We start from the raw sequence: 26,235 nt of genomic DNA on the forward strand, positions 1-26,235 counted from the left end.
TCCTATGATTTAAATACAGCTTGCGTTTTTGTTTTGCGATGCAAGCCCACGATGTAGAACATCGCGAGATACACCCCCAGTAAGCACGGACCCAATATCAACGCAATCCGCGCATCCTCATGAAAGCCCATTAGCACCACAACTAAGCAAATAAATGCCAAAGCAAACCACGAGGAATAAGGCCACCAAGGAGCGCGATAACCAAGCTCAGCTACTTGTGCTTTTGTTAACGAACGACGGAATTTCATTTGGGTAAACAGGATGGCAATCCAAACCATCAAACCCACAAAGGTCACGGCCGCCATGATGTATTGAAAGGCTTTATCCGGCACGAAGTAGTTCAAAACAACCCCAGACATACAGACACCAACCGTAGCCATTACTGCACGATGCGGAACCCCATATTTAGATAGCTTTGCAAAAGATGCGGGTGCATAGCCATTGGTAGATAAGGAGTACAGCAATCGACCACCACTAAAAATGCCTGCATTACAAGATGAGAGTGCTGCGGTAATCACCACAAAGTTAATCAGCCCCGCCGCTTCACGCAAACCAATCCGTTCAAACATCACTACGAAAGGACTGCCCTGCTGACCCACTTCATTCCATGGGAAGATGGCCAAGATCACCAGAATCGCGCCCATGTAGAAAATCAAAATTCGCCAGGCTAATGAATCAATTGCCATCGGAATCGTTTTCTTCGGGTTCTCCGCTTCTCCAGCAGAAAGACCAATCATCTCAATACCAACATAGGCGAATAAAACCATTTGCAATGAGAGCAACATCCCCTCAAAGCCATTTGGAAAGAATCCACCATGCTGCCAAAGATTGCTTAAGCCAATAGGCTGCCAATCATTTGTAAAGCCAAATAAGATAACCGAGCCGCCTAATGCGATCATGGCAATAATTGCGACGACTTTAATCAGCGCAAACCAAAATTCAAATTCGCCAAATACTTTTACAGCGATGAGATTAATCAAGCCCATCAATACAATTGAGGACAGCGCCCAAATCCACTGCGGAACTTCAGGGAACCAAATTCCCATGTAAATGCCCACAGCCGTTACTTCGGCAATACCTACGACTATCCAATAGGTCCAATAGCCCCATCCGACCATATAACCTGCCAGCGGTCCAACATAGGTATTGGCATAAGCAGCAAAAGAACCTGCTACAGGCTCATGTACAGCCATTTCACCTAGGGTGCGCAAGACAATAAAAGCAACGATTCCTGCGAGTAAATATCCCAACAGAATCGATGGGCCGGCGATTTGAATAGCGCTAGCGGATCCTAGAAATAAACCAACACCAATCGTTGATCCTAAAGCCATCAAACGAATGTGTCGCACTTTGAGATGGCGTTTTAAGCCAGTTTGTTCAGTCTGCAAAAGAGACCTCCTTTCGATTTGCTGTTGGCGGTTTGCCAACGAGACAAAGTCTAGGGAGGAGTTTTATTATTCACTAGAGGGCAAAAGTTCTTAAAGTGATTTAATGACTAAATATGAATTCAGAAATGGAAAATTCTCTTTAAAAACAACTGAGCTCTATCAAGAATTAATTTTTACCTGCAAGAGAATCAGTAATTTCCTACAGGGAATCCCCTTAGGAATTTTTGCTGAATTGAAGGCTTTAAATTAATTGATAAGGCGCGACTTACTATTGCCCTTGACTAATTAGATTGAGAATCTCGGCAGCAGCCGCCAAACCACAAGCTGCAGTCACCATAACAGTTGAGCCATAACCCGAGCAAGCCAGGCCGCCAGTGGAAGCACCCGCACGGGGCTCATGAGAGTAGATTGCCCTAATGCCAATCTTATGTTTGAGGTTTCTTGAGAAACCATGATCTTGTCTCAGCCCCTGCCGAACTTTTGCTAATAAGGCATCTTGCTCGGTTCGCGAGAGATCATCACATCGCACTGCTGTGGGCTGGGTCTTTCCTCCAGCGGCGCCACACATCACTAAAGCACGGTTATGCGTTCTAGCCCATACTGATAACGCAATCTTTGTTTGAACTGAATCGGTAGCATCCAATACATAAGCATCAGCAGGAATGATGCGATCTAAATTATCTGGCTCTAAAAATTCATCGCAAACTGTCAAATGAATCTCGGGGTTGATCTGCAAAATGCGCTCAGCCATCGCTTGGACTTTTGCTTTTCCATACTGACCCTCAACAGCATGGAGTTGACGATTGGTATTGCTCTCCGCAATGTGGTCAAGATCTACTAGAACAAGGTGGCCAATACCGGTACGGGCTAGTGACTCAGCCGCCCATGAACCAACACCACCTAATCCAGCGACTACGACAGTGGCATTCAGAAACTTCACGCGCAGGTCGGACCCATAGAGTCTAGAAACCCCCCCAAAACGGCGATCTTCAATGCTGTCTTGCGCCTTTATTTCTGCCTTGTTTTCTGCCATAGCCTCTTTATACTGAATAAATGAACTCCATTGCCCAACTTCGCAAAAACTATACCCTTGGTCAGCTTTCGGAAACCGAAGTTCCTCATCAACCACTGCCCCTCTTTCAGCTATGGTTTGATCAAGCAATCAAGGCGGAGTGCCCTGAGCCCAACTCAATGACACTGGCCACCGCTGATCAAGCTGGAAACCCATCAGCCCGTATTGTCTTACTAAAAGGGGCTGACGAAAATGGCTTTACGTTTTTTACCAACTATGAGAGTCAAAAAGGTAAGGAATTAGCTATTCGCCCACGGGCAGCACTTCTATTTCACTGGCATGAACTTGAGCGTCAAGTCCGTATTAAAGGTATTGTTGAAAGAGTTGATGCGACTGAGAGCGATCAATACTTCCATTCACGCCCACCCGCATCTCGAATTGGTGCCTGGGCCTCCCCTCAAAGTGCCGCTATCCCCAATCGAGAATTTCTAGAGGCAGCGGAGCAGAAATTTAAGGCGGAGTTTGGAGAAAACCCACCGCGTCCAGAACATTGGGGTGGATATCGCCTGCGTCCTACGGAAATTGAGTTCTGGCAAGGTCGCCCTTCTCGTCTCCACGATCGCATCCACTACCAACTTAAAGGCAAGGACTGGGAAATCAGCAGACTTGCTCCCTAACTTCTGGTGGGCACTGGGTTTACTGATATTTCGGGGCGATTAAAGATTGAAATTTAGTTCTGAATTTTTCTAACTTAGGCGCAACCACAAATGCGCAATACCCTTGATTCGGGTGTTGCTGAAAATAATTCTGGTGATAGTCTTCCGCTGGATAAATGATTGGCGCAGCTTCAATCTGTGTGACGACTGGATCACGATAAATCTTCGAAGCCTCTAATTCACGCACTACCTCCTGCGCAATTTTGAGTTGCTCATCACTATGGGTAAAAATCACTGATCGGTATTGCGTACCATGATCATTACCTTGATAGTTCAAGGTCGTTGGATCATGAATCACAAAGAAAATTTCTAAGAGGTCTCGATAACTGATCACTTGAGCATCAAACTCGATATCAACAATTTCCGCATGGCCAGTATTGCCATCACATACTGCCTCATATGAAGGATTTGGTATCGCACCACCAGCATAGCCAGATACAACTGTTTTTACCCCTTGAATCTGCTGGTAAACAGCCTCAAGACACCAAAAACAACCACCACCTAGGGTTGCCCGCTCAAGTTTGGATGGGTTTTTATCGAAGATTTCATTCATAGCTTTATCCTAATGCCTTATTGAAATCCCTGCAAAACCATAATCATCGCCTTATTTACCCATTAATTAATACACCATGAATCGCTTCACCATTCAGCTTGATGAAATCAAAGCAGCCTATGCGGCTGAACCCAATCCCAGCATCGAGGTCCGACTCGAGCGTATTGGGCGTATTGAGAAGATGATCAAAGCGAATGAAGAAAAGTTATGCAAAGCACTGACGGCGGATTTTGGTGTGCGTCATTCATCAGAAACTCGTCTCGCTGAATTTCAGATGGTGTATCAAGCCTGCAAATTTGTTCGCAAGCATCTAAAAGATTGGATGAAGCCAGTCCAGATGGAAACACCATCCTATTTAGGCTCTTCAGAAGCATGGATTGAAAGCCAATCGATTGGTGTGGTTGGCATCATCAGCCCATGGAACTACCCCGTGCAACTCGCACTTCTGCCAGCCATCTCCGCCTTTGCTGCTGGTAACCGTGTTTGGCTCAAACCTTCAGAGCGTAGTTCTCGCACATCAGGATTCTTGGCGAGCCTGATTCAGGAATACTTTCATCCAACTGAATTTTGCGTGAGCACTGGTGGCACTGAGGTAGCAGAGCAATTTGCCGCCCTACCATTTGCACACCTTTTCTTTACCGGCTCAGAAACAATTGGCAAAAAAGTAATGCGAGCCGCCTCCGAAAGCCTCACACCCGTGACCTTAGAGCTCGGCGGCAAGTCTCCAGCGATTATTGACTCCTCCGCAAACATTAAGGATGCGGCTGAAGCAATTATTTACGGCAAGTTACTCAATAATAGCCAGACATGTATCGCTCCAGACTATGTTTTAGTGGAAACCAACCAACAAGAGGCATTAATTAAGGAGCTACAGATTGCCGCACAAGTGCAATTTAGCAATCCAGAAGAATTAACGGGCCCAATTGACGAAAACCAATTACAGAATTGGCGACATTTGTTGAGCGATGCGATTGATCGTGGCGCTAAACCTGTTTCGCTTCTTCAGAATCCTGGAGCTGGTGCACGTCGCTTTGAACCCGTTGTGCTCATCAACACTCCAGCTGAGGCACGTGTATTGCATGAAGAAATCTTTGGTCCGATCTTACCGATTATTGCTATCCAAGATACAGCTGCTGCAATCTCTTACATTAATCAGAGACCAAATCCGCTAGCCCTCTATTGGTTTGGTAAAAACAAAAAGCAGTTAGAACAAGTATTACAAGAGACCCGCTCTGGCGGAGTAACAGTAAACGATGTATTTCTGCACGCTGCTGCAGAAACTTTACCGTTTGGTGGCATTGGCGCCAGCGGCATGGGCAGTTATCACGGCAAGGCTGGATTTGATACCTTCAGCCACCAAAAATCCATCCTCGATGTTCGTGGCTTTTTGGGAACCAGTCTTTTCAAGGGAACCAAACCCGCGCGTCCACCCTACGGAAAAAAGACAGAGCGATTGCTACGGCGCCTAAAGTAAGCGACCTAGACCAACACTAGACGTATCGCAAAGCTGATAAACAGAACTCCGGTAAGCAACCAGAGTCCTGCCGCTAAACGCTGGCGACTTTGGAAATAGCTTGAGAAATATTGGCCAGCAAAGATTAAGCCCGTTAGGTAAGCCATGCTCATCATCTGCAGAACAACTGCAAGATACATAAAGGTGTAAGCAGGATAAGCAAAATCTGGACGAATAAATTGCGAGAAGAACGCAATGAAGAAAAAGATTGCCTTGGGGTTGGTTAATGATAGTGACAAGGCCGCAATCAAGGGATGTAACTGCATGAGGCCCGCTTGGATTTCATAGGCGTTTGTTTTAGAAGATAAGGCCCAGCGTTGCTGCCCACTACGCAATAAACCAAATCCCATCCATCCCAAATACAAGGCACCAGCGATTCGCACTATCTGAAAAAGTACCGGGGATGACATCAACATCGATGCGGCCCCTAAGGCAACAGCGATCATCAAAATGGAATCACCGATAAAAATACCGATAGCACCCCAAGCACCATGGCGCCATCCCTTTTGTGTAGAAATGGTCAGTACGTAAAGCGAGTTAGGGCCTGGCAACAAAATAATGAGCAGGGTTCCGAGCAAATAGCTTGAGAAATCCGCTATTCCAGCATTTGTTGGTGATAAAAGGGTTAATGCACTCCATTCCATTGCTACATCATAATAAATTCGGGAAAACCCTTGTAATTAGATATTCGAACTGTCATAATGAGAGGCTTTTTTAAGCAATTTGATTCATCGCCCCCCAGCTATATTTCAGCGCACTGTTTAGAAGCGATAAGCCCTAAACCCCGGAACAACCGGAAACAAAATCGCGCTGCCGCCTGTCTGATGGTCGATGCCTTTGACCATCGCACTTCAAAAAACATGAGTGCAACGTACGGAGACATCTCTCAAAAGGAGATGTGTAATAGCATGACTTTTTCTAAAGAAAACAAACAGACTGGAACTGAATTCCAGAATTTCGCCTTAGCAGCACCGCTACTCAAAAACATTTCTGAGTTGGGCTTTACTCAGGCAACTCCTGTTCAAGCGCAGGTTATTCCTGCGGCTTTAGCAGGTGGTGACTTATTGGTTAGCAGTCAAACGGGTAGCGGTAAAACCGGCGCCTTTTTGTTGCCAATCATTCATCAGTTGATTGAAGACAATCCTAAAAACTCACCTGTACCAGGTCGCGCGCAACCAAAGGTTCTCGTACTCTGCCCTACTCGTGAGCTGGCTCAACAGGTTGCTGCTGATGCAGTGAATTTCGTGCGTGGCATGAAAGGCATTCGTATTGCTACGATCATGGGTGGCATGCCTTATGGCAAACAAATCCAAGCTCTTAAAGGCGCCTTATTGGTGGTCGCTACTCCAGGACGCTTACTAGATCTATGCGATAGCAAAGCGATTCGCTTGGATGATGTACAACAGCTGGTGATTGACGAAGCAGATCGCATGTTAGACATGGGTTTTGCTGAAGATTTGGAAGCCATTGATCAACGCTGCGCTGGTCGCAAGCAAACTTTAATGTTCTCTGCAACCTTTGCACCAAAGATTATGTCTTTAGCAAATGAGTTGACCACAGATGCGAAGCGTATTGAACTAGCTCATGCCGGTGAAAAGCACGCCAACATTGAGCAGAAGTTGCACTGGGCTGACAGCATGTCACACAAACATAAGCTTCTTGAGCACATCTTGGCTGATGCCTCTTTAGATCAAGCAGTGGTGTTTGCAAGTACACAGGTAGAAAGTGAAAAGATTGCTGATACATTGCGCTCTAATGGCTATGAGGCAACAGCACTTCATGGCGCAATGCCCCAAGCAGTTCGCATGCGTCGCCTAGAGTCCTTGCGTAAAGGCCACACCAAGATTTTGGTCGCAACCGATGTTGCCGCTCGAGGTATTGATGTGCCACGCATTAGCCACGTGATTAACTTTGGCCTACCCATGAAACCGGAAGACTATACGCACCGTATTGGCCGTACGGGTCGCGCCGGCCGCAATGGGGTCGCCATTACCTTGGTTGAACATCGTGATCGCGCAAAGATTCGCAACATTGAACGCTTCACTCAGCAAGATATCGTTGCTTCCGTAATCGCAGGCCTTGAGCCACAAGCCAAACCGAGTTTTGGCGGTGGTAATCGCTCTGGCGGCGGCCGTTCCGGCAACAGATCCGGTGGCGGTTTTGGTGGGAATCGCTCTGGTGGTGGTGGCGGTAGCGGTGGTGGTCGTTATGGCTCTGGCGCACGCTCTGAATCTCGTTTTGGCGGCAATAAAGAGGGTGGAAATCGCTTTGGCGACTCTCGTCCTAGCCGCTCAGCTGATTCACGTCCTGCACGCTCCGCAGACTCTCGTCCAAGCCGTCCAGCAGGTCCTCGCTTTGCAAAACCAAAGTCGGGCAGCCAACGTCGCAACTTTAGCGGCAGCTAAATATGCCCCACCGCAATCGTCTCCGTTCTGCATGGAATCGAGTCGATTCCGGTGAAATTCATCGGGCGCCCCTTCAGTGGCAACCATGGTTAAGCGACACTGGGTCACTTACGCACAAGATTGAGAAAGCGATTGGTAAAAAATTAACCGTTAAGGTTTTACGGGATCGCCCTCAATCTTTGCATGATGATGAACTCCTCTCATTTCGAAAGAGAATTAAACACTGCCGAGTACGAGAGGTACTACTCTGCGCTAATGAAACACCACTCGTCATCGCCCGCAGCATCATTCCCACATTGAGCTCAAGCGGCAGCAATCATTCGATCCTGCGCTTAGGCACAAGACCTTTAGGCGCAGTTCTATTTAGCAAAACTCGAATGCATTCCAAGGCTAGACCTCGGCGTGATATTGCTCGTATTGATAAAAGCGCACCACTGTGGAAAGGTTTTTATAAGGCAGGCATTACATTGCCTTCACCTCTTTGGGCGCGTCGTACCTTATACCGCTTAAAGGGTCACCCCATCCTAGTCAACGAAGTTTTTTTACCCGCCCTACTCCAATACCCAGCAACTTAATTTCGTTAATTAAGGGTGTGAATGACTGAGGGATAAAGAGGCAAGACTTTTAGATTGAGAGCCAAGCTAATGCAGCTTTGATCATAGCCTCATCACCTGGATCAGTCGCAAAGACCTCACCAAAACCGATCGCTTCCGCTGCGTCGGCAATGTTGTAATGTGGACATATCGCAGTTGCATGGCTCAGAGTTTGTGAAAACTGATCTTTTGCAACACTTCCTAGATATCGCACCGCCTCTGAAGAGGTCAATATCCACAGCGATGTTGAAATATCTAGCTCTCGAATAGACTGCCAAGCAGGATTATCAAGATCTAAAGGAATGCGGGAATAGGTAGAAATGGCTTCTACTATTGCTCCGGCTTTTTTCAGGGTGTCGGCGAGCCACTCACGGCCACCATCACCTTTAAAGATCACAATTTTCTTGGTAGCCCAATCCCAACCTAGCATTTGCAATTCTTGCCACAAACCTTCCGAGTCCCACTGTCCGCTTTCTTGCGGCATGAACACCGGGATCGGAGCATCTTCTAGACCGATCCCATGATTGGTTAATGCCAAACGACTACTGCCACCCATCACACCAATGGGGATGATCTTCTTAGAAAAATCTTGCCAGTTACGCTCAAGCAAGCGCATCACACTTTCAATCGCATTTGGACTAACAAAGATGGCCAAATCCGCATCCTTTAAAGCGCTAGCAATATGGTCCGCCAATTGCTCATTATCTTTTGGAACAATCGTCAATAAAGGCAAAGAAATAATATTGACCGATGATGATTTGATACCGCTTTGTTCAATCGCTTTATGCAGCAATTCCACTTGCTGTCGCGCTTGACCACTCGGTCTAGTAATCACGATGGTTTTAGTGCTCATGATGACTTAAATAATGGATGCGCAAAAAGATTAAAGATGCTTACTTTGCAATCTTAGGAATCAGATTTTCAGCGCCCTGCGTAATCAGATCTTGAGCCACTGTCATACCAAGAGCTTCGGCTTCTGCAACCGAATTTACTTTTGCATTGCCAGTAGCCAAGCAAAAAGCCTTGCCATCGGTGCTCGCTACAAAAGAACGAATATCCATCTGTTGGTCTTTCCACTGCGCATAAGCTGCCAAAGGCACTTCACAGGACCCGCCTAACTGACGAGACACCATACGCTCAGCAGATACTGCATAAAGAGTTGGAAGATCATTTAATGGTGCCAACCATTGTTTGATATTTGGATGCTTGCTTAATGTTTCGATACCTAAGGCGCCCTGGCCGGCTGCGGGAGTGTAAGGATCGTATGGCAAGTAATTGCGAATCCGATTCTCCAATCCCAATCGCTTTAAACCAGCCGCCGCCAAAATAATGGCCTGATACTCACCGCGATCCAACTTACCCATCCGAGTATCTAAGTTACCGCGCAAGGGAACGATTTCTAAATGCGGAAATTTTGCTCGCAATACAGACTCGCGGCGCAAGCTTGAAGTACCCACAATTGCACCTTTTGGAAGATCATCTAAGCTAGCGTAGTCATTGGATACAAAAGCATCTCTGGCATCCTCTCTTGACATCACACATGCCAGCTCAAACCCCTCAGGCATGACCATAGGGACATCTTTAAGTGAGTGCACTGCGAGGTCAGCTCGACCATCTTCTAGCGCGGTTTCTAATTCTTTTACAAAAAGACCTTTACCCCCCACTTTGGAAAGGGCTCGATCCAAAATTTGGTCGCCACGGGTTGTCATTCCCAAAATCTGAACATCGCATGCTGGATAGAGCTTTTTTAGGCAATCACGCACGTGCTGGGCCTGCCACATGGCTAATCGGCTCTCACGGGAGGCAATGACTAGCCGCTCAGGGGCTAACTGGCCAGCTACTGGGGATGAAGAATTCAGGGAATCAGACATAACATTTAAAATAATCAAAGACCTACACCAATATACTGTGTTTATGAGCTCATCCAAAAATTCCTTAGCCAATAAAGCCCAAGCCTGGTCGGCCCGTTTTGCCGAACCGGTTGACGAACTCGTTCAGCGTTATACAGCCTCGATCGGCTTTGATCAACGTTTTGCGCTTGTCGATATTGCGGGATCCTTAGCTCACGCCCAGATGTTAGCCACTCAAAAAATCATCAGCGCCCAAGACCTCGCTGATATTGAGCGCGGCATGGCTCAAATTAAGAGCGAAATCGAAACTGGCGAATTTAACTGGCAACTTGCCCTCGAGGATGTCCACCTCAATATAGAAGCCCGTCTTACAGAATTAGTTGGTGATGCTGGCAAACGTTTGCACACTGGTCGTTCACGTAACGACCAAGTGGCTACCGATTTGCGCCTGTGGTTAAGAGCTAGCGTCGATGAGATTGCCGCTAGCCTGAAAGCACTGCGCACAGCATTATTAGATTTAGCCGAAAAGCATGCTGAAACAATCATGCCCGGGCATACCCATTTACAAGTTGCTCAACCAATCACTTTTGGCCATCACTTGATGGCTTACTTTGAAATGTTCAGCCGTGATGCAAGTCGTCTTGCTGATCTGCGTGCGCGCTTTAATCGCTTGCCTCTAGGCGCTGCTGCGCTGGCGGGGACCACCTACCCAATCGATCGCGAGCAAGTGGCCAAGACACTTGGCTTTGATGGCATCTGCAACAATTCTTTGGATGCTGTGTCTGACCGTGATTTTGCGATTGAATTCTGTGCCTTTGCATCTATTTTGATGATGCATGTTTCACGTCTTTCTGAAGAGCTGATCCTCTGGTTAAGTCCTCGCTTTGGCTTTATTGATTTACCAGATCGCTTCTGCACTGGCAGCTCAATCATGCCCCAAAAGAAGAATCCCGATGTTCCTGAATTGGCTCGCGGCAAGACTGGGCGTGTTTATGGTGATCTGATTTCTTTGTTGACACTTATGAAGGGTCAACCACTTGCATATAACAAAGATAACCAAGAAGACAAAGAACCTTTATTCGATGCTGTTGATACCGTGCAAGACACTTTGCGCATCTTCGCTGATATGGTGCCGCACATTGAGGTCAAAGCAGAAGTGATGAAGGCAGCTGCAGAAGAAGGTTTTGCTACAGCAACAGACTTAGCTGACTATCTGGTAAAAAAAGGTCTGGCTTTCCGAGATGCGCATGAGGCGGTAGCCCATGCAGTTAAAGCCTGCGTTGGCAGAAACTGCATGTTGACCGACTTAAGTCTGTCAGAGTTACGCTTTGCATGCGGCTTAGATAGTCGCCCTGAACTTATTGGTGATGACGTATTTAAATTACTCACGGTAGAAGGTTCTGTGCAATCCCGCCAGCATGCTGGTGGCACAGCCCCAGCCCAAGTACTCGCTGCTATCAAACGGGGTCGTGCAGACCTCTAATCAGCATGGGGTTTTGGAACAAAGTCTCCAAGGGCATTGACGCGATCAATCAGTTGCTTGGCAGCGCAGCCAGCATCATGATTTTGCTATCTTGCGTTGTTTCCGCTGCGAATGCCTTACTACGTTATGGATTAGACATTAGCAATAACTGGCCGCTGGAATTGCAGTGGTATTTATTTAGCGCAGCTGTCATGCTCGGCGCCTCTTACACGCTCAAACGAAATGAGCACGTACGAGTTGACCTGATCTACTCGCAACTCTCTGATCGTGGTCGTATTTGGCTAGACTTATTTGGCTTTATTTGCTTCTTGATGCCTGCTTGCCTACTCTTTACCTGGCTCTCATGGACCAGCCTGTTTTACCCCTCTTGGCTCATCTCTGAAGGCTCCCTGAATTCAGGGGGTCTGGCTCGCTATCCCATTAAGTTCATCGTGCCATTTGGTTTCTTCATGCTGAGCCTGCAAGGCTTATCTGAAATCATCAAACGGATTGGCGCACTCAAAGGTGAATACACCTTGTCCGCTGAAGATCTTCATTACGAAAAGCCCATGCAATGATTCCATTAGAGTGGATGCCCCCTCTCATGTTCGGCGGCTTGATCATCTTTATGCTGATCGGCTTTCCGGTTGCATTTTCTTTAATGGCCGCAGGATTATTTTTTTCTGTGATCGCCATGAGCGAAGGTTTTTTTGGTATCGCATTTTTACAAGCTATTCCACAACGCATATTTGGTAGTGTGCTCGCCAATGATTTGCTGTTGGCCATTCCCTTCTTTACCTTTATGGGCGCTATTCTGGAACGCTGCGGCCTTGCAGAAGAAATGCTGGACTCGATGGGCCAGCTCTTTGGCCGAGTGCGAGGTGGTCTTGGCTACTCCGTCATTATTGTTGGCTTTATTCTTGGGGCGATTACCGGCACGGTAGCTGCCCAAGTGATTGCCATGGCGATGATCTCGCTTCCAGTAATGATGCGCTATGGCTACAACATGCGCTACGCTACAGGCGTTCTAGCAGCCTCTGGCACCATTACCCAATTAGTGCCGCCCTCACTAGTACTCATTGTCTTGGCAGATCAACTCAAAACCCAAAGCGGTAGTGCTGATGTAGGCAGTATGTATCTAGGCGCATGGGGTCCATCCATTTTGCAAATTGCTTTATTTGCGCTTTATACATTCTTCCTCTCACGTATTCGCCCTGATTATTTGCCACCAGTCCCCGAGAGCGATCTCACCCTCAAAGGCTGGGCGCTCTGGAAGAAGTGCCTCATGGGCATCATCCCATCCGCAGTTCTGATCTTCTTAGTTCTGGGCACCATCATGACCGGCATTGCCACTCCAACGGAGTCCGGTGCAATGGGTGCGATGGGTGCGCTATTGCTTGCTTGGATGCGTCGCGCCAGCATTCCAAACCTTTCAGAATTGATTAAGCAGTCTTATCAAAACACCATGCGCATCACTGCCATGGTCGTGTTCATCTTGATTGGCTCAACTTGCTTCTCGGTTGTCTTCCAAGGCGTTGATGGCGGTCACTGGGTAGAGGAACTGTTCTCGAATTTACCTGGTGGCTGGGTTGGCTTCTTAATTGTCGTTAACCTCTTTGTCTTCTTCTTGGCATTCTTCTTGGACTTCTTTGAGATTGCTTTCATTGTGGTACCGATGTTAGCGCCAGTAGCAGTTAAATTGCTCTCGCCTGTTTTGCTCGAATCCATGAATGGCAACCCCCAAGCAGCAGCAAGCGCTGCTCTGGTTTGGTTTGGCGTGATGCTTTGCGTAAACATGCAGACATCTTTCATGCATCCGCCATTTGGCTTTGCCTTGTTCTATTTGCGCGGTGTAGCGCCTAAAGAGGTAAAAAGTAGCGATATCTATTGGGGCGCTTTACCTTGGGTAGCCTTGCAACTAGTCATGGTAGTACTGGTTATGGCATTTCCAGCCATGGTGACTACCTTTCTAGATAAACCTGCGGCGGTAGTACAAAGTCAGGAATTTAATTTCACAGGATCTGACGAAAATAAACCAGAGCAACCCAATAAAGCGGATGAAGACGCTCCGGTTACTTTTCAATTGGATAAGCCTGGTAAATAAAAACCCCGCAGATGCGGGGTTTTTATTATGAGCAAGGATTCCTTTTACAGGGTGATATCAGGCTGCTGTCTCACACAGTCCACATAGTACTCACTACGTCCATCCACATCCGCTTTAACTAGCCCATGGATATCAGTCTCAAAACCTGGGAACTTTTCATTAAAGTCCCTCGCAAAATAGAGGTAGTCAACGATACGTTTATTAAAGCGCTCACCTGGAATAAGCAATGGAATGCCTGGAGGATAAGGCGTAACCAACATCGCTGTCACACGACCATCCAATTGATCCAATGGAACGCGATCCACTTCTCTATGCGCCATCTTCGCCCATGCTTCTGAAGGCATCATGGCAGGTTCCATATCCGATGTGTACATCTCAGTAGTCATACGAGCCACATTACGGCTCTTATAGAACTCATGGATTTGCTGGCAAATGTCTTTCAAACCAACACGCTCATAACGTGGGTGTTTCGCCACAAACTCAGGTAACACTTTCCAGAGCGGTGCATTTTTATCAAAGTGATCTTTAAATTGTTGTAGCTCGGTTACTAGAGTATTCCAACGGCCTTTGGTAATGCCGATAGTGAACATGATGAAGAAAGAATACAAACCGCACTTCTCCACGATCACACCATGTTCGGCGAGATACTTTGTCACGATACTCGCAGGTATTCCCATTGAGCCAAAGTTGCCTTCGATATCGAGACCAGGAGTGACGACTGTGGCCTTAATTGGGTCAAGCATATTGAAGCCTTTGGCAAGTTTGCCAAAGTCATGCCAGCTTGCATTGGGCTCCAACACCCAATCAGAACGCTCACCAATACCCTCTTCAGCCAAATGATCTGGACCCCAAACCTTAAACCACCAATCTGCGCCAAACTTATCATCCACTTCGCGCATGGCACGGCGGAAGTCCATCGCCTCAGCGATCGACTCCTCAACCAAGGTCGTGCCACCAGGTGATTCCATCATCGCTGCAGAAACGTCACAAGATGCAATGATGGCGTATTGAGGACTGGTTGAGGTATGCATCAGATAGGCTTCATTGAAGCAATCCTTATCCAGCTTGTGTTCCTCGGCATCCTGCACCAGAACTTGTGAGGCCTGAGATAAACCTGCCAAAAGCTTGTGGGTTGACTGAGTGGCAAACATCAAGCTTTTCTTGGTGCGCTTACGATCGGCTCCGATCGCATGCATATCCTTGTAGAACGGGTGGAATGCAGCATGCGGTAACCAAGCTTCGTCAAAGTGCAAGGAATCCACCTTGCCATCCAACATCTCTTTAATCATCTCAACGTTGTAAACAATACCGTCATAAGTACTTTGTGTCAGCGTCATTACACGTGGAACAACGTTCTTGTTCTTAATGAACGGGTTCGCATCAATCTTCTTCTTGATGTTGGCCCACTCAAATTCCTCTTTTGGAATTGGGCCAATAATGCCAAGGTGATTACGGGTTGGCATCAAGAAAATCGGGATCGCGCCCATCATCGTAATCGAATGAATCACAGACTTATGGCAGTTACGATCCACTAAGACTACGTCACCAGGAGCAACGGTGGAGTGCCAAACAATTTTGTTCGAAGTTGATGTTCCATTAGTCACAAAGAACAAATGGTCTGAATTAAAAATACGCGCAGCATTGCGCTCACTCTGGAGGACTGGTCCAGTATGGTCTAAGAGCTGACCTAACTCTTCAACAGCATTACATACGTCAGCGCGGAGCATATTCTCGCCGAAGAACTGATGAAACATACGGCCTACAGGACTCTTTAGAAACGCAACACCTCCCGAGTGACCTGGGCAGTGCCAAGAATATGAACCTTCAGATGCGTAATTGGTTAAGGCGCGGAAGAATGGTGGCGCTAATGAATCCAAATACACTTTGGCTTCACGAATAATGTGGCGCGCAACAAACTCGGGCGTATCTTCATTCATATGAATGAAGCCGTGCAATTCACGCAAGATATCGTTTGGCATATGGCGCGAGGTACGCGTCTCACCATACAAGAAAATAGGAATATCTTCATTACGCTTGCGCACTTCTGTAATAAATGCACGTAAATTATTCAGCGCTGGAAGATCATGATCTTCAGAATCCGATACAAACTCTTCATCATCAATCGATACAATGAATGTAGATGCGCGGGAAGCTTGTTGCGCAAATGAAGTCAAGTCACCATAGCTTGTTAAGCCAATAACTTCCATACCTTCGTTCTCAATCGCCTCGGCGAGATCGCGAATACCTGAACCCGAAATATTCTCGGAGCGAAAGTCCTCATCAATAATGATGATTGGGAAACGAAATTTCATAAAAACTCCCCTGCTGATTTGTCCGACGTGTTCGGAACCCACTTCTCAAAATTGGCTAGATCAATGACCCGTCCACCATCTGGCAAAACCGTGACTATATCGATAAATGACGCATTTTGCTGTACATCCCGAGGCAAGTAAACATGTCGGGCATAAACTTGGTTAGCAAGGCTCTCGTGATAGCCCGTAAAGGTGATTAAGAGGTGCCAATGTCCATTGAGTGCGCTGTTGCCCAAAAATTCATTGAGGGCACTAGATTCATCCAAGCTATGCATTGCAGTCCATGTCAAAGAGAAGACTGGGCTCTCTGAGCGATGAAGTGGCAGCTCAACTGATCTGCGATAACGCTCACCTTCTGCCGTCATACTCTCCGCTATCAACCATAGTCGTAGTTGTGCTTCAACAATATGCGAGCTACGATCATTAGCCACGCGGAACTTTAAGGTTTTGATGCCATCGTGATTCCCGACCACGGCGACTTTTGAAAAGCGGACACCAGCGGTTGGCCGCGTGAATCGAGCGAAAGCTAAACCGGTTGTTAAGGCGGAATAGACGATTCCAAAGAATGCTTCAAATGTAACAATGGAATTTGGCCAATGCCCTACTGGCGTCATCTGACCATAACCAATGGTTGCCATGGTTTGCACGCTAAAGAAAAATACATCAACTAGCGATCCAGGTGCCGTGTTGGTAATAGCGCCAGGTCCGCAAGCTAAATAAGCCAACGCAAATAAGAAATTGGTGCCCAAATACACACAAATCACCAGAAGCAGAAATTTGCTCCAGCTCGTACCTAACAGCCAATGGTAGAAATTGTTTTCGGGGCGCGCTACTGCTGAGCGCGTCAGCGTAGCGCGGTATTCATCGAGGTTAATCCGCTCGGGGCGGCGACCCAGGTGAAATTTTTCCACTACCGTGAATGGATTAAGTCTTAGGCAGGGTTACGCCCCGCTGACCTTGATATTTACCACCGCGATCTTTATAGGATGTGCCACAAACTTCATCACTTTCAAAGAAAAGTACTTGTGCGCAACCCTCACCCGCATAAATCTTAGCTGGCAATGGTGTGGTATTCGAAAACTCCAAAGTCACATAACCTTCCCACTCAGGCTCAAATGGAGTTACGTTCACAATAATGCCGCAACGAGCATACGTACTCTTGCCAACGCAGACAGTTAAAACACTGCGTGGAATCTTGAAATACTCAACCGTTCTCGCTAAAGCAAAAGAGTTTGGTGGAATGATGCAAACATCACCTTTGAAATCGACAAAGGATTGCTCATCAAAGTTTTTAGGATCAACAATGGTGCTGTTGATGTTGGTAAAGATCTTAAATTCGTCTGCACAACGAATGTCATAGCCATAACTTGATGTGCCATAACTTACAATTTTGTTGCCTGAGGCATCTTGGCGAATTTGCCCAGGTTCAAATGGGCTAATCATGCCTTGCTCGCCCATGCGGCGGATCCAGTGGTCAGATTTAATAGTCATGGGCGAATTGTAAAACCTTCGCCCCATACTGCACATGAAATTATGGGGTTTTTGGACTAAAAACCACCCGCTCAGGGGCGTTGTAGATCTCAAAATGTTTGCCCGAGCAACGGGACAGGATGGTTAGATTGGTCTTGCGAGCCAACTCTAGGCCCATCAGGGTGACTCCAGAGCGTGTCAACAAGAATGGAATACCCATTTGGGCGCCCTTGATCACCATCTCCGAGGTGAGGCGGCCAGTAGTGAAGAAGACCAAATCTCTGCCAGGCTTATTGGCCAGCCACATCAAGCCCGAAATGGAGTCCACAGCATTGTGACGCCCTACGTCTTCGATAAAGTGGAGCAGTCGTACGCCATGCTCACCCTCGCGCTCGAAAACAGCACAAGCATGTACCGATCCTGACTTCTTGTAGATGGTGTCATGAGTCCGAATATCCTCAACAAGGGCGATGATGGCTTCTTGGGTTAACTTCGGACCATCAGGCAAACGAATTTCAGCCATCTCCTCCATGAGACCGCCAAACATCGTTCCCTGACCACAACCAGTAGTGACAACGCGTTTGCTCGTTAGGGCATCAATATCGACCGTACTACGCCGGGTCTTCACCGCAGCTGAATCCGTTTCCCAATCCACCTGAATACTCTCAATATCGTCTGGCGATTCCACCAGGCGCTGATTGCGAAGGTAACCCAGAACCAAAGCTTCGGGAGCGCTTCCCAAAGTCATCAAGGTCACCACCTCACGCTTATCCAGATAAATCGTCAGTGGACGTTCCCCAGGAATATGAGTTAACTTGCGACGCCCTGCCTCATCCAAAACCTCGACCTCGTGCACCAAGGGCACTGAAGCACTGGACATCTGGATGGCGGGTTTTGCAGCCTCTACGGACATGAACTACCTTCTAAAGCGGGGGTGAGCCCTATTTTATCGACACTAAACGGATCTTTACTTTAACCGCAGACTAAAATCACTGCTCAAGCCATCATAATGTTGGATTAAGCCCCAATTTAACCTTTCTTCAATCATTCGCTTTACATGAGTAGCTCACAGCGCCGTCTTCTCGTTACCTCTGCCCTGCCGTATGCCAATGGCCAGATCCATATTGGCCACCTAGTGGAATACATCCAAACGGATATTTGGGTTCGCTTCCAACGCATGCGCGGCCATGAGGTCCATTACGTTGGCGCAGATGACACCCATGGCACGCCGATCATGCTGCGCGCAGAGAAAGAGGGCCTTACTCCTAAAGAATTGATCGCCAATGTTTGGAAAGAACATAAACGCGACTTCGACAATTTTCTGATTTCATTCGACAACTACTACACCACCGATAGCCCTGAGAATGAAAAACTATCACAAAGCATTTATCTCAAATTACGCGATGCAGGTTTGATTGAAAAACGCGCAATTGAACAAGCTTACGATCCCGTTAAAGAAATGTTCTTGCCGGATCGCTTCATTAAGGGCGAATGTCCGAAGTGTGGCGCAAAAGATCAGTATGGCGACAATTGCGAAAAATGTGGCGCTACTTATTCCCCAACAGATCTCAAAAATCCATTTTCTGTTGTGAGCGGTGCAACCCCTATTAAGAAAATTTCTGATCACTATTTCTTTAAGTTATCTGACCCTCGATGCGAAGCGTTTTTACGCGAGTGGACGCAAGTAAAAACCCCCTTGCAATCCGAAGCCCGCAACAAGATGAAAGAATGGGTTGGAGAACCTGGCGATAGCAAATTAGGCGACTGGGATATTTCTCGCGATGCCCCCTATTTCGGTTTTGAAATCCCCGACGCCCCAGGCAAGTATTTCTATGTCTGGTTAGACGCCCCGATCGGCTACTACGCCAGCTTCCTCAATTACTGCCAGGCTAAGGGCCTAAATTTTGATGAGTGGGTCAAACCTGACACCACTACAGAGCAATACCACTTCATTGGTAAAGATATTCTGTATTTCCACACCTTATTTTGGCCGGCCACCTTGCAATTTGCAGGCTACCGCACTCCTACCAATGTGTTCGCTCATGGATTCTTAACCGTTGATGGTGAGAAGATGAGTAAATCACGCGGAACGTTAATTTCTGCAAACAGTGTGATTGAATGTGGATTTAATCCTGAGTGGTTCCGCTATTACTTCGCCACCAAGCTCAACGATAGTATGGAAGATTTAGATTTAAATCTTCAAGACTTTGTTGCACGAGTGAACAGCGACTTATTAGGCAAATACATCAATATCGCAAGTCGTAGTGCTGGGTTCTTGGTGAAGCGTTTTGATGGCATTGTTTCTGATGATGCTATGAGTCATCCATTACTAAAAGAGATTGCGAGCGCAAGTGAAAAAATTGCCGCGCTTTACGAGGCAAGAGAATTTGCGAAGGCTTTACGCTCCATCATGGAGCTTGCTGACAAGGTCAATGGCTTTGTAGACGAAAACAAACCTTGGGAAATTGCCAAGGATCCCGCACGTGAAGCCGACTTGCAAAAAGTCTGCAGCGTGACGTTAGAAGCATTCAGAATGCTCAGCCTTTATTTGAAGCCAATCATCCCGAATGTGGCTACTGGAGTTGAAGAATTTTTGTCATTACCACCCCAATCTTGGTCTGATATCAACAAGCCCCTCTCAAGTAAAAACCCAATCAAGCCCTATAAGCACCTCATGACCCGCGTGGAAGCCCCGCAAATCGAGGCTTTACTGGCTGCAAACTTGTAAAAATCAGCCCAAAAAGCACCTATAATGGTGCTCGTAGGGCGTAAGCCCCATTCATCTTTAACTTTGTAAGTTATTGAATTTATTGAGTATTTTAGGAAACATCATGGCAAGATACCAATCTGAATTCACCCAGTTCTTAAATGAACTGAAAACCCAGAAACCTCATCTGGAGGCTGACCAACAAGCTGGTCGCGCCCTGCTATGGGACAAAGAGCCTCTGAGCGTCGAAGATCAGCGTCGCGCCAAAGCAGCCAAACTCAAACAACGCGCCTACGTTTACTCGAATGACTGAGCCTAATTCTCAGCCAATTCCAGATTTACTTGATAGCACCCTATCGGTTACCGATGGCATGTCGGAGGCGTTCGCCAAGCTTTATGGCGAGCCACTATTTAAGCTTCCAAACGATTTATATATCCCACCTGATGCATTAGAAGTTTTTCTAGAGGCTTTTGAGGGCCCACTAGATCTTTTGCTGTATTTGATTCGCAAACAAAACTTTAATGTGCTCGATATTCCTATGGCGCAGGTCACCCAACAGTACCTGAGCTACATCGATCAAATTCGTCATCACAACCTTGAGCTTGCCGCAGAATACTTACTCATGGCTGCCATGTTGATTGAAATTAAATCACGCATGCTGTTGCCAATGAAGAAGGCTGATAGTGAAGAGGAGGTGGAGGATCCACGCGCAGAATTAGTCCGTCGCCTATTGGAATACGAGCGCATGAAGTTGGCAGCCCAAGAGCTTGACCAAATTCCACAGCACGGACGTGACTTCCAAGTGGCACATGGCTTTGTAGACACCACTGTTGCAATCACTTGGCCTGAAGTTAATTTAGAAGATCTACAAATGGCATGGCGCGATGTACTGCACCGCGCCAAACTAACTCAGCACCACACCATCACTCGTGAAGAGCTTTCTGTTCGCGACTTTATGACTCGCATTTTGCGTCGCTTACAAAGCACCCGCTTTATCGAATTTGGTGAACTGTTTGAAGATGCCATTAAGTCTGGCAAGGGGATCCCTGTTGTGATCGTCAACTTCATCGCCATGCTTGAGCTTTCCCGCGAATCTCTGGTGGAGATTACCCAAGCTGAGCCTTATGCTCCAATTTACGTTCGATTGGCCTATACTCCCGTTGCATGAAAATCATTAGCGACATTCAAGAGCTGCGCGATCATTTGCGCGGACAAAATCGCGCTTCATTTGTGCCAACCATGGGCAACCTCCATGAAGGCCATCTATCACTGATGCGATTAGCAAGACAGCATGGTGATCCAGTAGTAGCGAGTATCTTTGTGAACCGCCTACAGTTTGGTCCAAACGAAGATTTTGATAGCTACCCACGCACTATGCAGGCGGATATCGAGAAGCTTGAAAAAGAAGGTGTCTACATCTTGTTCGCACCTACCGAGCGTGACCTCTATCCGCAACCACAAGAGTATCGAGTAGATCCACCCCAGCAACTCGGGGACATCCTTGAAGGTGAATTCCGCCCAGGATTTTTTAAGGGCGTGTGCACCGTTGTCTTAAAACTCTTCTCATGCGTACAACCTAAGGTGGCTGTGTTTGGTAAGAAAGATTATCAGCAGTTGATGATCATCCGCCAAATGACCAAACAGTTTGCTTTGCCAGTAGAGATTGTTCCTGGTGAAACCATTCGTGCAGATGATGGCTTAGCACTCTCCTCCCGCAATGGATACCTATCCGTCGAAGAACGTGCTGAAGCCCCTGAGCTTCAAAAGGCATTGAAGGAAGTACGTGAACAAGTATTGCAATTAAGCTCACGAAACGCTGATGCGATTACACAAATTGAAAAAGCGGCGATTGCTAATTTAGCAAGCCGTGGCTGGAAGCCGGACTACATTGCGATTCGCCAACAGAGCAATCTTGCCCCCGCTTCAAATGAAAACTTACAGGCAGGCGAGCCTCTAGTCATTTTGACTGCCGCCAAACTGGGTAAGACACGCTTGATTGATAACCTAGAGATTTAATCCCTAGGATCTGCTTACAGGGCGAAGAACTGCCCTACCTGTAGGTTTAATTCTTTAGCCAATTCAGCGCCATTTACTTTACCTGCAGCACCCTTGGCTTTAAGCACTTCAATCTGTCCACCATGGCATGTTACAAAGAATGAATCCAGAGTGATTTGAGTTACTTCACCCGGCTTGCCTTTGACTGCACCAAAAGTTGCGGCGACATGTTTGTGGCAATCGTAGATTTGCACTTTTTGTTCGCCAAACTTGGTCCATGCGCCTGGCGCTGGATTGCAAGCACGAATCAAATTATAGATTTGGGAGATATGACTTGCCCAATGAATCTGCGCAGCATTAGCATCAAACCAACCTTCGTAATTAGCCTTTGACTCATCTTGCACGATTTCTTGATGCTTACCAGCCACCACCAAGTCCGCAGCCTCGAGTAATGCTTTGATACCAATCGGAAATAAATGATCAAAGTAGATTTTTCCAAGAGTGTCATCAGGTCCAATGATCACTTCTTTTTGCAAAATCACTTCGCCCTCATCCAAACCATCGGATGGACGGAAAATAGTCAGACCTGTCTTTTCTTCGCCCAATGCAATTGCCCAGTTAATGGCGCTAGGGCCACGATATTTTGGCAATAGGGATGGGTGATATTGAATCGTGCCGTGCTTTGGAATTTTGCAAAGCTCTTGTGGGACAAATTGCAACACATAAGCCATGACGCAAATATCCGCTTGGCTATCAATCATTGCCTGAGCAGCCTCAGGGCTTTTGAGTGAGGCAAACTGCAAGGGGGTCAAACCCCTTGCAATAGCAGCCTCTTTTAAGACTTCTGGCTTACTTGACTTGGGATTATCGGGTGGACAGAAAACGGCAACGATTTCATCGCCGCGATCCAAAAAGGCTTCTAAAGCCGCCTTACCAAAATCCGCACTCCCAATCAAAGCAATCCGCATCTTAGATCACCTTATCGTGACGAAGAGCAATCAAATCGTCTGTAGTGTATCCAAGCTCAGTCAAAATTTCGTCGGTGTGCTCACCAAGCAATGGTGAACGTGTCACCTCTGTTGGGCTATCAGACATTTTGATTGGATTGCCTACTGTCAAATACTTACCGCGAATCGGATGATCAACTTCTACTACCGTTCCAGTAGCACGTAAAGCTGGCTCTTCCGCGATTTCTTTCATTGACAAAATTGGGCCGCATGGAATGTCGTACTTGTTCAAGATATCCATGACTTCAAACTTCGTCATGGTCATAGTCCACTTCTCGATCTCCGCGAAGATTTCCATTAAGTGTGGCAAGCGAGCCATTGGCGATGCAAAACGTACATCAGTAATCCAATCTTCACGACCAATCACTTTGCAAACCGCTTCCCATACTGGGGCTTGAACAATCACATACATATAGGCATTAGGATCTTTTTCCCAACCCTTACATTTCACAATCCAACCAGGCTGACCGCCACCAGAAGCATTGCCGGCGCGGGGTACAGAGTCGCCAAACTCGCCGTTAGGGAACTGTGGGTACTCTTGCATCAAGCCATTGCGCTCCAAGCGCTGCTGGTCACGCAACTTCACACGGCATAAGTTCAATACCGCATCTTGCATTGCCGCCAACACCTTCTGACCGCGGCCAGAATGGGTACGTTGATACAAAGCAGTCACGATACCTAATGCCAAATGCAAACCAGTACCGCTGTCGCCAATTTGTGCACCAGTCACCATAGGAGGGCCATCATCAAAACCGGTTGTGGATGCAGAACCACCTGCGCACTGCGCAACGTTCTCATACACTTTGCAATCTTCGTATGGGCCAGGGCCAAAACCTTTTACTGAAGCCATGATCATCATTGGATTGAGTTCTTGAATACGCTCCCAAGAAAACCCCATACGATCGAGCGCGCCTGGTGCGAAGTTCTCGACCAGTACATCGCACTCTTTAATCAAGCGCTCAAGAATTTCTTTACCTTTTTGGGTTTTAGTATTGACAGTGATCGAACGCTTGTTGTGGTTCAACATCGTGAAATACAAGCTATCGGCATCAGGAATATCGCGTAATTGACCGCGAGTTGCATCCCCTTCGCCAGACTTTTCTACTTTAATTACGTCCGCACCAAACCAAGCCAACAACTGCGTACAAGTTGGCCCTGATTGAACGTGCGTAAAGTCGAGGATTTTGACCCCTTCTAGTGCTTTTGCCATGGTTTAAGTCCTAATAAGAATGAAAATTTTGAATTAGGGCAATTTTACCAGCGGGGGCTGAAGGGAAACGGTGAGTGCCTATTTTTTAAGCACACCCTGCGGACAAAGCCTGCGTGGACTGCATGCGACTAAGCTGATGGATTTTCTAGGTCTGCAATGCGCTTTTTAAGGGCTCTTTCCTCGGCAAACCGAGCAGTCTCATCCCGAATGATTGCGACCACACCATTTGCTTGATGATGTTCGTCAAATAGCATGCCAACGGTAAAAGCGATCGAAAGAGTGCTGCCATTCTTATGCTTAGCAGGCACCTTTAGGAGCGAAGTGCCATAGCGAGTTGTGCCCGTCTCCATAGACTTGCTGTACCCATCGCTATGCCGTTGACGCTGGCGCTCTGGAACAATTAAATCCAAAGACTGCCCTAATGCTTCTTCCTCGGTATAGCCAAAGATTCGAGTTGCGGATGGATTCCACAAGATAATTTTTTCATTAGCATCTGACACGATAATCGCATCGCCAACACACTCCACCAACTGGTGTAAATCAACACTGGTTTTCATATGCTCAGTCTAAAACGATTTCAAAATATCTGCTGAAGTAATTGATGTATTTGATGCAATAAAAAAGGCGCCCACTTGGAGCGCCTTGAGATACATCAATTACTGATAGTTCTTATTAAACTGCTTTCGCTGCATGCAATTTAGCGATGTCATCAGCGCTGTAGCCGAGGTCAGACAACACTTCATCAGTGTGCTCACCCAATACAGGAGATGGCTTCACTTCGATTTCCAAATCAGAGAACTTGATTGGGCTACCGATAGTCAAATACTTACCACGTACTTTGTGGTCAACTTCAACGATCGAACCGCTCTTACGCAAGTCTGGTGATGCAGCCAATTCTTTCATAGAGAGAACTGGGGCACATGGAATATCGAACTTACGGAGAATGTCCACAGCTTCGTATTTAGTCTTGTCTTTGAGCCAATCTTCAATGGTTGCGAAGATGTCAAAAATCTTATCTTGACGAGCTTCAGCAGTCATGTACGCAGGATCAGTTGCCCACTCTGGTTTGCCCAAAGCCTTAGTAATTGGCTCCCAAGCGTGACCTTGAATAGTGAAGTAGATGTATGCGTTTGGATCAGTTTCCCAGCCCTTACACTTCAACACCCAACCTGGCTGACCGCCACCACCAGCGTTACCGCCACGTGGAACTACATCAGAGAATGAACCGTGTGGGTACTGTGGGTACTCTTCCAAGTAGCCAACCTTGTCCAAACGTTGTTGGTCGCGTAATTTTACGCGGCACAAGTTCAATACAGCGTCTTGCATTGAGCAAGATACTTTCTGACCACGGCCAGTTTTTTCACGTTGCATCAATGCAGTCAAAATACCGATTGCCAAGTGCATACCAGTATTAGAGTCACCCAAAGCAGCTGCAGAAACAGTAGGAGGACCATCCCAGAAACCGGTTGTAGAAGCGGCACCACCAGCACACTGAGCAACGTTTTCATACACTTTTAAATCTTCATATGAGTGGCCATCGCTAAAGCCTTTTACAGAAGCCATGATCATCTTTGGATTCAATTCTTGAATACGCTTCCAAGAGAAACCCATACGATCCAACGCGCCAGGACCAAAGTTCTCAACCATGACGTCTGAAGTCTTGATCATCTTCTCCAAAACTTCTTTGCCTTCTGGAGTCTTAGTATCAAGAGTCAATGAACGCTTGTTACCGTTGAGCATTGTGAAATACAAAGCATCTGCGCCTGGAATATCGCGCAATTGGCTACGTGTAACGTCACCAGCACCTGGACGCTCTACTTTGATTACGTCTGCGCCGTACCATGCCAACAACTGTGTACATGCAGGACCTGCTTGTACGTGTGTGAAGTCAATAATGCGAATACCGTCTAATGGTTTAGTCATGCTTATTTCTCCTT

The 26,235-nt window shown here is 47.0% G+C and carries 25 protein-coding genes; 11 read left to right on the plus strand and 14 right to left on the minus strand.

From position 1 onward, the window contains the following. Nucleotides 1-2: 2 nt before the first annotated feature. Both ICV39_RS09455 and ICV39_RS09460 read right to left on the minus strand, forming a co-directional pair. Nucleotides 3-1,331, minus strand: coding sequence for an amino acid permease (locus tag ICV39_RS09455; protein ID WP_305848930.1), 1,329 nt, complete (start codon nt 1,329-1,331; stop codon nt 3-5). A gap of 325 nt (nt 1,332-1,656) precedes the next feature. After that, on the minus strand, nt 1,657-2,421 hold the full coding sequence (locus tag ICV39_RS09460; protein WP_215389831.1) for a ThiF family adenylyltransferase: 765 nt from the start codon (nt 2,419-2,421) through the stop codon (nt 1,657-1,659). A 20-nt stretch (nt 2,422-2,441) separates the two neighbouring features. On the opposite strand from ICV39_RS09460, the gene pdxH reads away from it, so the two are divergent. Next, nucleotides 2,442-3,077, plus strand: a complete 636-nt coding sequence (gene pdxH / locus ICV39_RS09465) for a pyridoxamine 5'-phosphate oxidase (protein WP_215389832.1) — start codon at nt 2,442-2,444, stop codon at nt 3,075-3,077. Nucleotides 3,078-3,096: 19 nt separating this feature from the next. Here pdxH and msrA read toward each other — a convergent pair whose 3' ends face one another. Continuing rightward, entirely contained in the window at nt 3,097-3,669 is a 573-nt protein-coding gene (gene msrA, locus ICV39_RS09470; RefSeq protein WP_215389833.1) for a peptide-methionine (S)-S-oxide reductase MsrA, read from the minus strand. A 76-nt stretch (nt 3,670-3,745) separates the two neighbouring features. Here msrA and ICV39_RS09475 point away from each other — a divergent pair, with 76 nt between their 5' ends. Next, the gene (locus ICV39_RS09475; RefSeq protein WP_215389834.1) at nt 3,746-5,143 is read left to right on the plus strand and encodes a coniferyl aldehyde dehydrogenase; all 1,398 of its coding nucleotides are present in this window, start codon (nt 3,746-3,748) and stop codon (nt 5,141-5,143) included. A 5-nt stretch (nt 5,144-5,148) separates the two neighbouring features. Here ICV39_RS09475 and leuE read toward each other — a convergent pair whose 3' ends face one another. Then, nucleotides 5,149-5,826, minus strand: coding sequence for a leucine efflux protein LeuE (gene leuE, locus ICV39_RS09480; protein WP_215389835.1), 678 nt, complete (start codon nt 5,824-5,826; stop codon nt 5,149-5,151). A 264-nt stretch (nt 5,827-6,090) separates the two neighbouring features. Between leuE and ICV39_RS09485 the strand changes: the two genes are divergently transcribed. Both ICV39_RS09485 and ICV39_RS09490 read left to right on the plus strand, forming a co-directional pair. Further along, nucleotides 6,091-7,587 carry a DEAD/DEAH box helicase gene (locus ICV39_RS09485; protein WP_215389836.1) on the plus strand — a complete coding sequence of 499 codons (1,497 nt, stop codon included), beginning with the start codon at nt 6,091-6,093 and terminating at the stop codon, nt 7,585-7,587. A gap of 2 nt (nt 7,588-7,589) precedes the next feature. Then, complete coding sequence (locus ICV39_RS09490) at nt 7,590-8,162, plus strand: chorismate lyase (RefSeq protein WP_215389837.1); 573 nt, start codon at nt 7,590-7,592, stop codon at nt 8,160-8,162. A 49-nt stretch (nt 8,163-8,211) separates the two neighbouring features. On the opposite strand, the gene ICV39_RS09495 is transcribed toward ICV39_RS09490, so the two are convergent. Continuing rightward, nucleotides 8,212-9,033 carry a uroporphyrinogen-III synthase gene (locus ICV39_RS09495; protein WP_215389838.1) on the minus strand — a complete coding sequence of 274 codons (822 nt, stop codon included), beginning with the start codon at nt 9,031-9,033 and terminating at the stop codon, nt 8,212-8,214. Nucleotides 9,034-9,073: 40 nt separating this feature from the next. After that, nucleotides 9,074-10,051, minus strand: coding sequence for a hydroxymethylbilane synthase (gene hemC, locus ICV39_RS09500; RefSeq protein WP_215389839.1), 978 nt, complete (start codon nt 10,049-10,051; stop codon nt 9,074-9,076). Between the two features lie 43 nt (nt 10,052-10,094). Here hemC and argH point away from each other — a divergent pair, with 43 nt between their 5' ends. The 3 genes from argH to ICV39_RS09515 are packed head-to-tail and all read left to right on the plus strand — an operon-like array spanning nt 10,095 to nt 13,596. Beyond that, nucleotides 10,095-11,513, plus strand: a complete 1,419-nt coding sequence (argH, locus tag ICV39_RS09505) for an argininosuccinate lyase (protein ID WP_215389840.1) — start codon at nt 10,095-10,097, stop codon at nt 11,511-11,513. Between the two features lie 5 nt (nt 11,514-11,518). Continuing rightward, on the plus strand, nt 11,519-12,070 hold the full coding sequence (locus ICV39_RS09510) for a TRAP transporter small permease subunit (protein WP_215389841.1): 552 nt from the start codon (nt 11,519-11,521) through the stop codon (nt 12,068-12,070). After that, nucleotides 12,067-13,596 carry a TRAP transporter large permease subunit gene (locus ICV39_RS09515; protein ID WP_215389842.1) on the plus strand — a complete coding sequence of 510 codons (1,530 nt, stop codon included), beginning with the start codon at nt 12,067-12,069 and terminating at the stop codon, nt 13,594-13,596. The genes ICV39_RS09510 and ICV39_RS09515 overlap by 4 nt, the downstream gene beginning before the upstream one ends. A gap of 44 nt (nt 13,597-13,640) precedes the next feature. Here the strand turns inward: ICV39_RS09515 and ICV39_RS09520 are convergent, their stop codons facing one another. The 4 genes from ICV39_RS09520 to ICV39_RS09535 are packed head-to-tail and all read right to left on the minus strand — an operon-like array spanning nt 13,641 to nt 18,291. After that, nucleotides 13,641-15,908, minus strand: a complete 2,268-nt coding sequence (locus tag ICV39_RS09520; RefSeq protein WP_215389843.1) for an arginine/lysine/ornithine decarboxylase — start codon at nt 15,906-15,908, stop codon at nt 13,641-13,643. Beyond that, entirely contained in the window at nt 15,905-16,819 is a 915-nt protein-coding gene (locus tag ICV39_RS09525) for an ion channel (protein WP_215389844.1), read from the minus strand. Before ICV39_RS09525 ends, ICV39_RS09520 begins: the two co-directional genes overlap by 4 nt. A 13-nt stretch (nt 16,820-16,832) precedes the next feature. Beyond that, entirely contained in the window at nt 16,833-17,399 is a 567-nt protein-coding gene (gene dcd / locus ICV39_RS09530; RefSeq protein WP_173955487.1) for a dCTP deaminase, read from the minus strand. Nucleotides 17,400-17,439: 40 nt separating this feature from the next. Beyond that, nucleotides 17,440-18,291, minus strand: coding sequence for a formate dehydrogenase accessory sulfurtransferase FdhD (locus ICV39_RS09535; protein WP_215389845.1), 852 nt, complete (start codon nt 18,289-18,291; stop codon nt 17,440-17,442). 144 nt (nt 18,292-18,435) lie between these two features. On the opposite strand from ICV39_RS09535, the gene metG reads away from it, so the two are divergent. From metG to panC, 4 genes are all read left to right on the plus strand, one after another. Further along, nucleotides 18,436-20,106 carry a methionine--tRNA ligase gene (gene metG / locus ICV39_RS09540; protein ID WP_215389846.1) on the plus strand — a complete coding sequence of 557 codons (1,671 nt, stop codon included), beginning with the start codon at nt 18,436-18,438 and terminating at the stop codon, nt 20,104-20,106. Nucleotides 20,107-20,209: 103 nt separating this feature from the next. Beyond that, nucleotides 20,210-20,398: a DUF3460 family protein gene (locus ICV39_RS09545; protein ID WP_215389847.1), complete on the plus strand. Its 189-nt coding sequence runs from the start codon at nt 20,210-20,212 to the stop codon at nt 20,396-20,398. Next, nucleotides 20,391-21,254 (plus strand): ScpA family protein, encoded by an 864-nt coding sequence (locus ICV39_RS09550; protein ID WP_215389848.1) that lies wholly within the window; start codon nt 20,391-20,393, stop codon nt 21,252-21,254. The genes ICV39_RS09545 and ICV39_RS09550 overlap by 8 nt, the downstream gene beginning before the upstream one ends. Beyond that, entirely contained in the window at nt 21,251-22,102 is an 852-nt protein-coding gene (gene panC / locus ICV39_RS09555) for a pantoate--beta-alanine ligase (protein ID WP_215389849.1), read from the plus strand. The genes ICV39_RS09550 and panC overlap by 4 nt, the downstream gene beginning before the upstream one ends. 14 nt (nt 22,103-22,116) lie before the next feature. Here the strand turns inward: panC and ICV39_RS09560 are convergent, their stop codons facing one another. The 4 genes from ICV39_RS09560 to frc (ICV39_RS09575) all read right to left on the minus strand — a co-directional run bounded on the left by ICV39_RS09560 (nt 22,117) and on the right by frc (ICV39_RS09575) (nt 26,221). Next, the gene (locus tag ICV39_RS09560) at nt 22,117-23,049 is read right to left on the minus strand and encodes a methionyl-tRNA formyltransferase (protein WP_215389850.1); all 933 of its coding nucleotides are present in this window, start codon (nt 23,047-23,049) and stop codon (nt 22,117-22,119) included. Nucleotide 23,050: 1 nt separating this feature from the next. After that, a complete protein-coding gene (gene frc / locus ICV39_RS09565; protein WP_215389851.1) occupies nt 23,051-24,298 on the minus strand; it encodes a formyl-CoA transferase in 1,248 nt (415 codons plus the stop codon). Nucleotides 24,299-24,426: 128 nt separating this feature from the next. Further along, nucleotides 24,427-24,855 (minus strand): PAS domain S-box protein, encoded by a 429-nt coding sequence (locus ICV39_RS09570; protein WP_215389852.1) that lies wholly within the window; start codon nt 24,853-24,855, stop codon nt 24,427-24,429. A 115-nt stretch (nt 24,856-24,970) separates the two neighbouring features. Then, nucleotides 24,971-26,221: a formyl-CoA transferase gene (gene frc / locus ICV39_RS09575; RefSeq protein ID WP_215389853.1), complete on the minus strand. Its 1,251-nt coding sequence runs from the start codon at nt 26,219-26,221 to the stop codon at nt 24,971-24,973. Between the last annotated feature and the right edge of the window lie 14 nt (nt 26,222-26,235).

The sequence above is a fragment of the Polynucleobacter sp. MWH-UH25E genome (assembly GCF_018687095.1).
GTDB lineage: Bacteria > Pseudomonadota > Gammaproteobacteria > Burkholderiales > Burkholderiaceae > Polynucleobacter.

Bases quoted from the DNA above. Each gene is read 5' to 3' on its own strand.
- ICV39_RS09490 (WP_215389837.1), top strand. From the start codon at position 7,590: ATGCCCCACCGCAATCGTCTCCGTTCTGCATGGAATCGAGTCGATTCC.
- pdxH (WP_215389832.1), top strand. From the start codon at position 2,442: ATGAACTCCATTGCCCAACTTCGCAAAAACTATACCCTTGGTCAGCTT.
- ICV39_RS09485 (WP_215389836.1), top strand. From the start codon at position 6,091: ATGACTTTTTCTAAAGAAAACAAACAGACTGGAACTGAATTCCAGAAT.
- hemC (WP_215389839.1), bottom strand. From the start codon at position 10,051: ATGTCTGATTCCCTGAATTCTTCATCCCCAGTAGCTGGCCAGTTAGCC.
- ICV39_RS09510 (WP_215389841.1), top strand. From the start codon at position 11,519: ATGGGGTTTTGGAACAAAGTCTCCAAGGGCATTGACGCGATCAATCAG.
- ICV39_RS09515 (WP_215389842.1), top strand. From the start codon at position 12,067: ATGATTCCATTAGAGTGGATGCCCCCTCTCATGTTCGGCGGCTTGATC.
- ICV39_RS09460 (WP_215389831.1), bottom strand. From the start codon at position 2,421: ATGGCAGAAAACAAGGCAGAAATAAAGGCGCAAGACAGCATTGAAGAT.
- argH (WP_215389840.1), top strand. From the start codon at position 10,095: ATGAGCTCATCCAAAAATTCCTTAGCCAATAAAGCCCAAGCCTGGTCG.
- msrA (WP_215389833.1), bottom strand. From the start codon at position 3,669: ATGAATGAAATCTTCGATAAAAACCCATCCAAACTTGAGCGGGCAACC.
- frc (WP_215389853.1), bottom strand. From the start codon at position 26,221: ATGACTAAACCATTAGACGGTATTCGCATTATTGACTTCACACACGTA.
- ICV39_RS09475 (WP_215389834.1), top strand. From the start codon at position 3,746: ATGAATCGCTTCACCATTCAGCTTGATGAAATCAAAGCAGCCTATGCG.
- ICV39_RS09545 (WP_215389847.1), top strand. From the start codon at position 20,210: ATGGCAAGATACCAATCTGAATTCACCCAGTTCTTAAATGAACTGAAA.
- frc (WP_215389851.1), bottom strand. From the start codon at position 24,298: ATGGCAAAAGCACTAGAAGGGGTCAAAATCCTCGACTTTACGCACGTT.
- ICV39_RS09455 (WP_305848930.1), bottom strand. From the start codon at position 1,331: ATGGCTTTAGGATCAACGATTGGTGTTGGTTTATTTCTAGGATCCGCT.
- leuE (WP_215389835.1), bottom strand. From the start codon at position 5,826: ATGGAATGGAGTGCATTAACCCTTTTATCACCAACAAATGCTGGAATA.
- dcd (WP_173955487.1), bottom strand. From the start codon at position 17,399: ATGACTATTAAATCTGACCACTGGATCCGCCGCATGGGCGAGCAAGGC.
- ICV39_RS09495 (WP_215389838.1), bottom strand. From the start codon at position 9,033: ATGAGCACTAAAACCATCGTGATTACTAGACCGAGTGGTCAAGCGCGA.
- metG (WP_215389846.1), top strand. From the start codon at position 18,436: ATGAGTAGCTCACAGCGCCGTCTTCTCGTTACCTCTGCCCTGCCGTAT.
- ICV39_RS09535 (WP_215389845.1), bottom strand. From the start codon at position 18,291: ATGTCCGTAGAGGCTGCAAAACCCGCCATCCAGATGTCCAGTGCTTCA.
- ICV39_RS09570 (WP_215389852.1), bottom strand. From the start codon at position 24,855: ATGAAAACCAGTGTTGATTTACACCAGTTGGTGGAGTGTGTTGGCGAT.
- ICV39_RS09520 (WP_215389843.1), bottom strand. From the start codon at position 15,908: ATGAAATTTCGTTTCCCAATCATCATTATTGATGAGGACTTTCGCTCC.
- panC (WP_215389849.1), top strand. From the start codon at position 21,251: ATGAAAATCATTAGCGACATTCAAGAGCTGCGCGATCATTTGCGCGGA.
- ICV39_RS09560 (WP_215389850.1), bottom strand. From the start codon at position 23,049: ATGCGGATTGCTTTGATTGGGAGTGCGGATTTTGGTAAGGCGGCTTTA.
- ICV39_RS09550 (WP_215389848.1), top strand. From the start codon at position 20,391: ATGACTGAGCCTAATTCTCAGCCAATTCCAGATTTACTTGATAGCACC.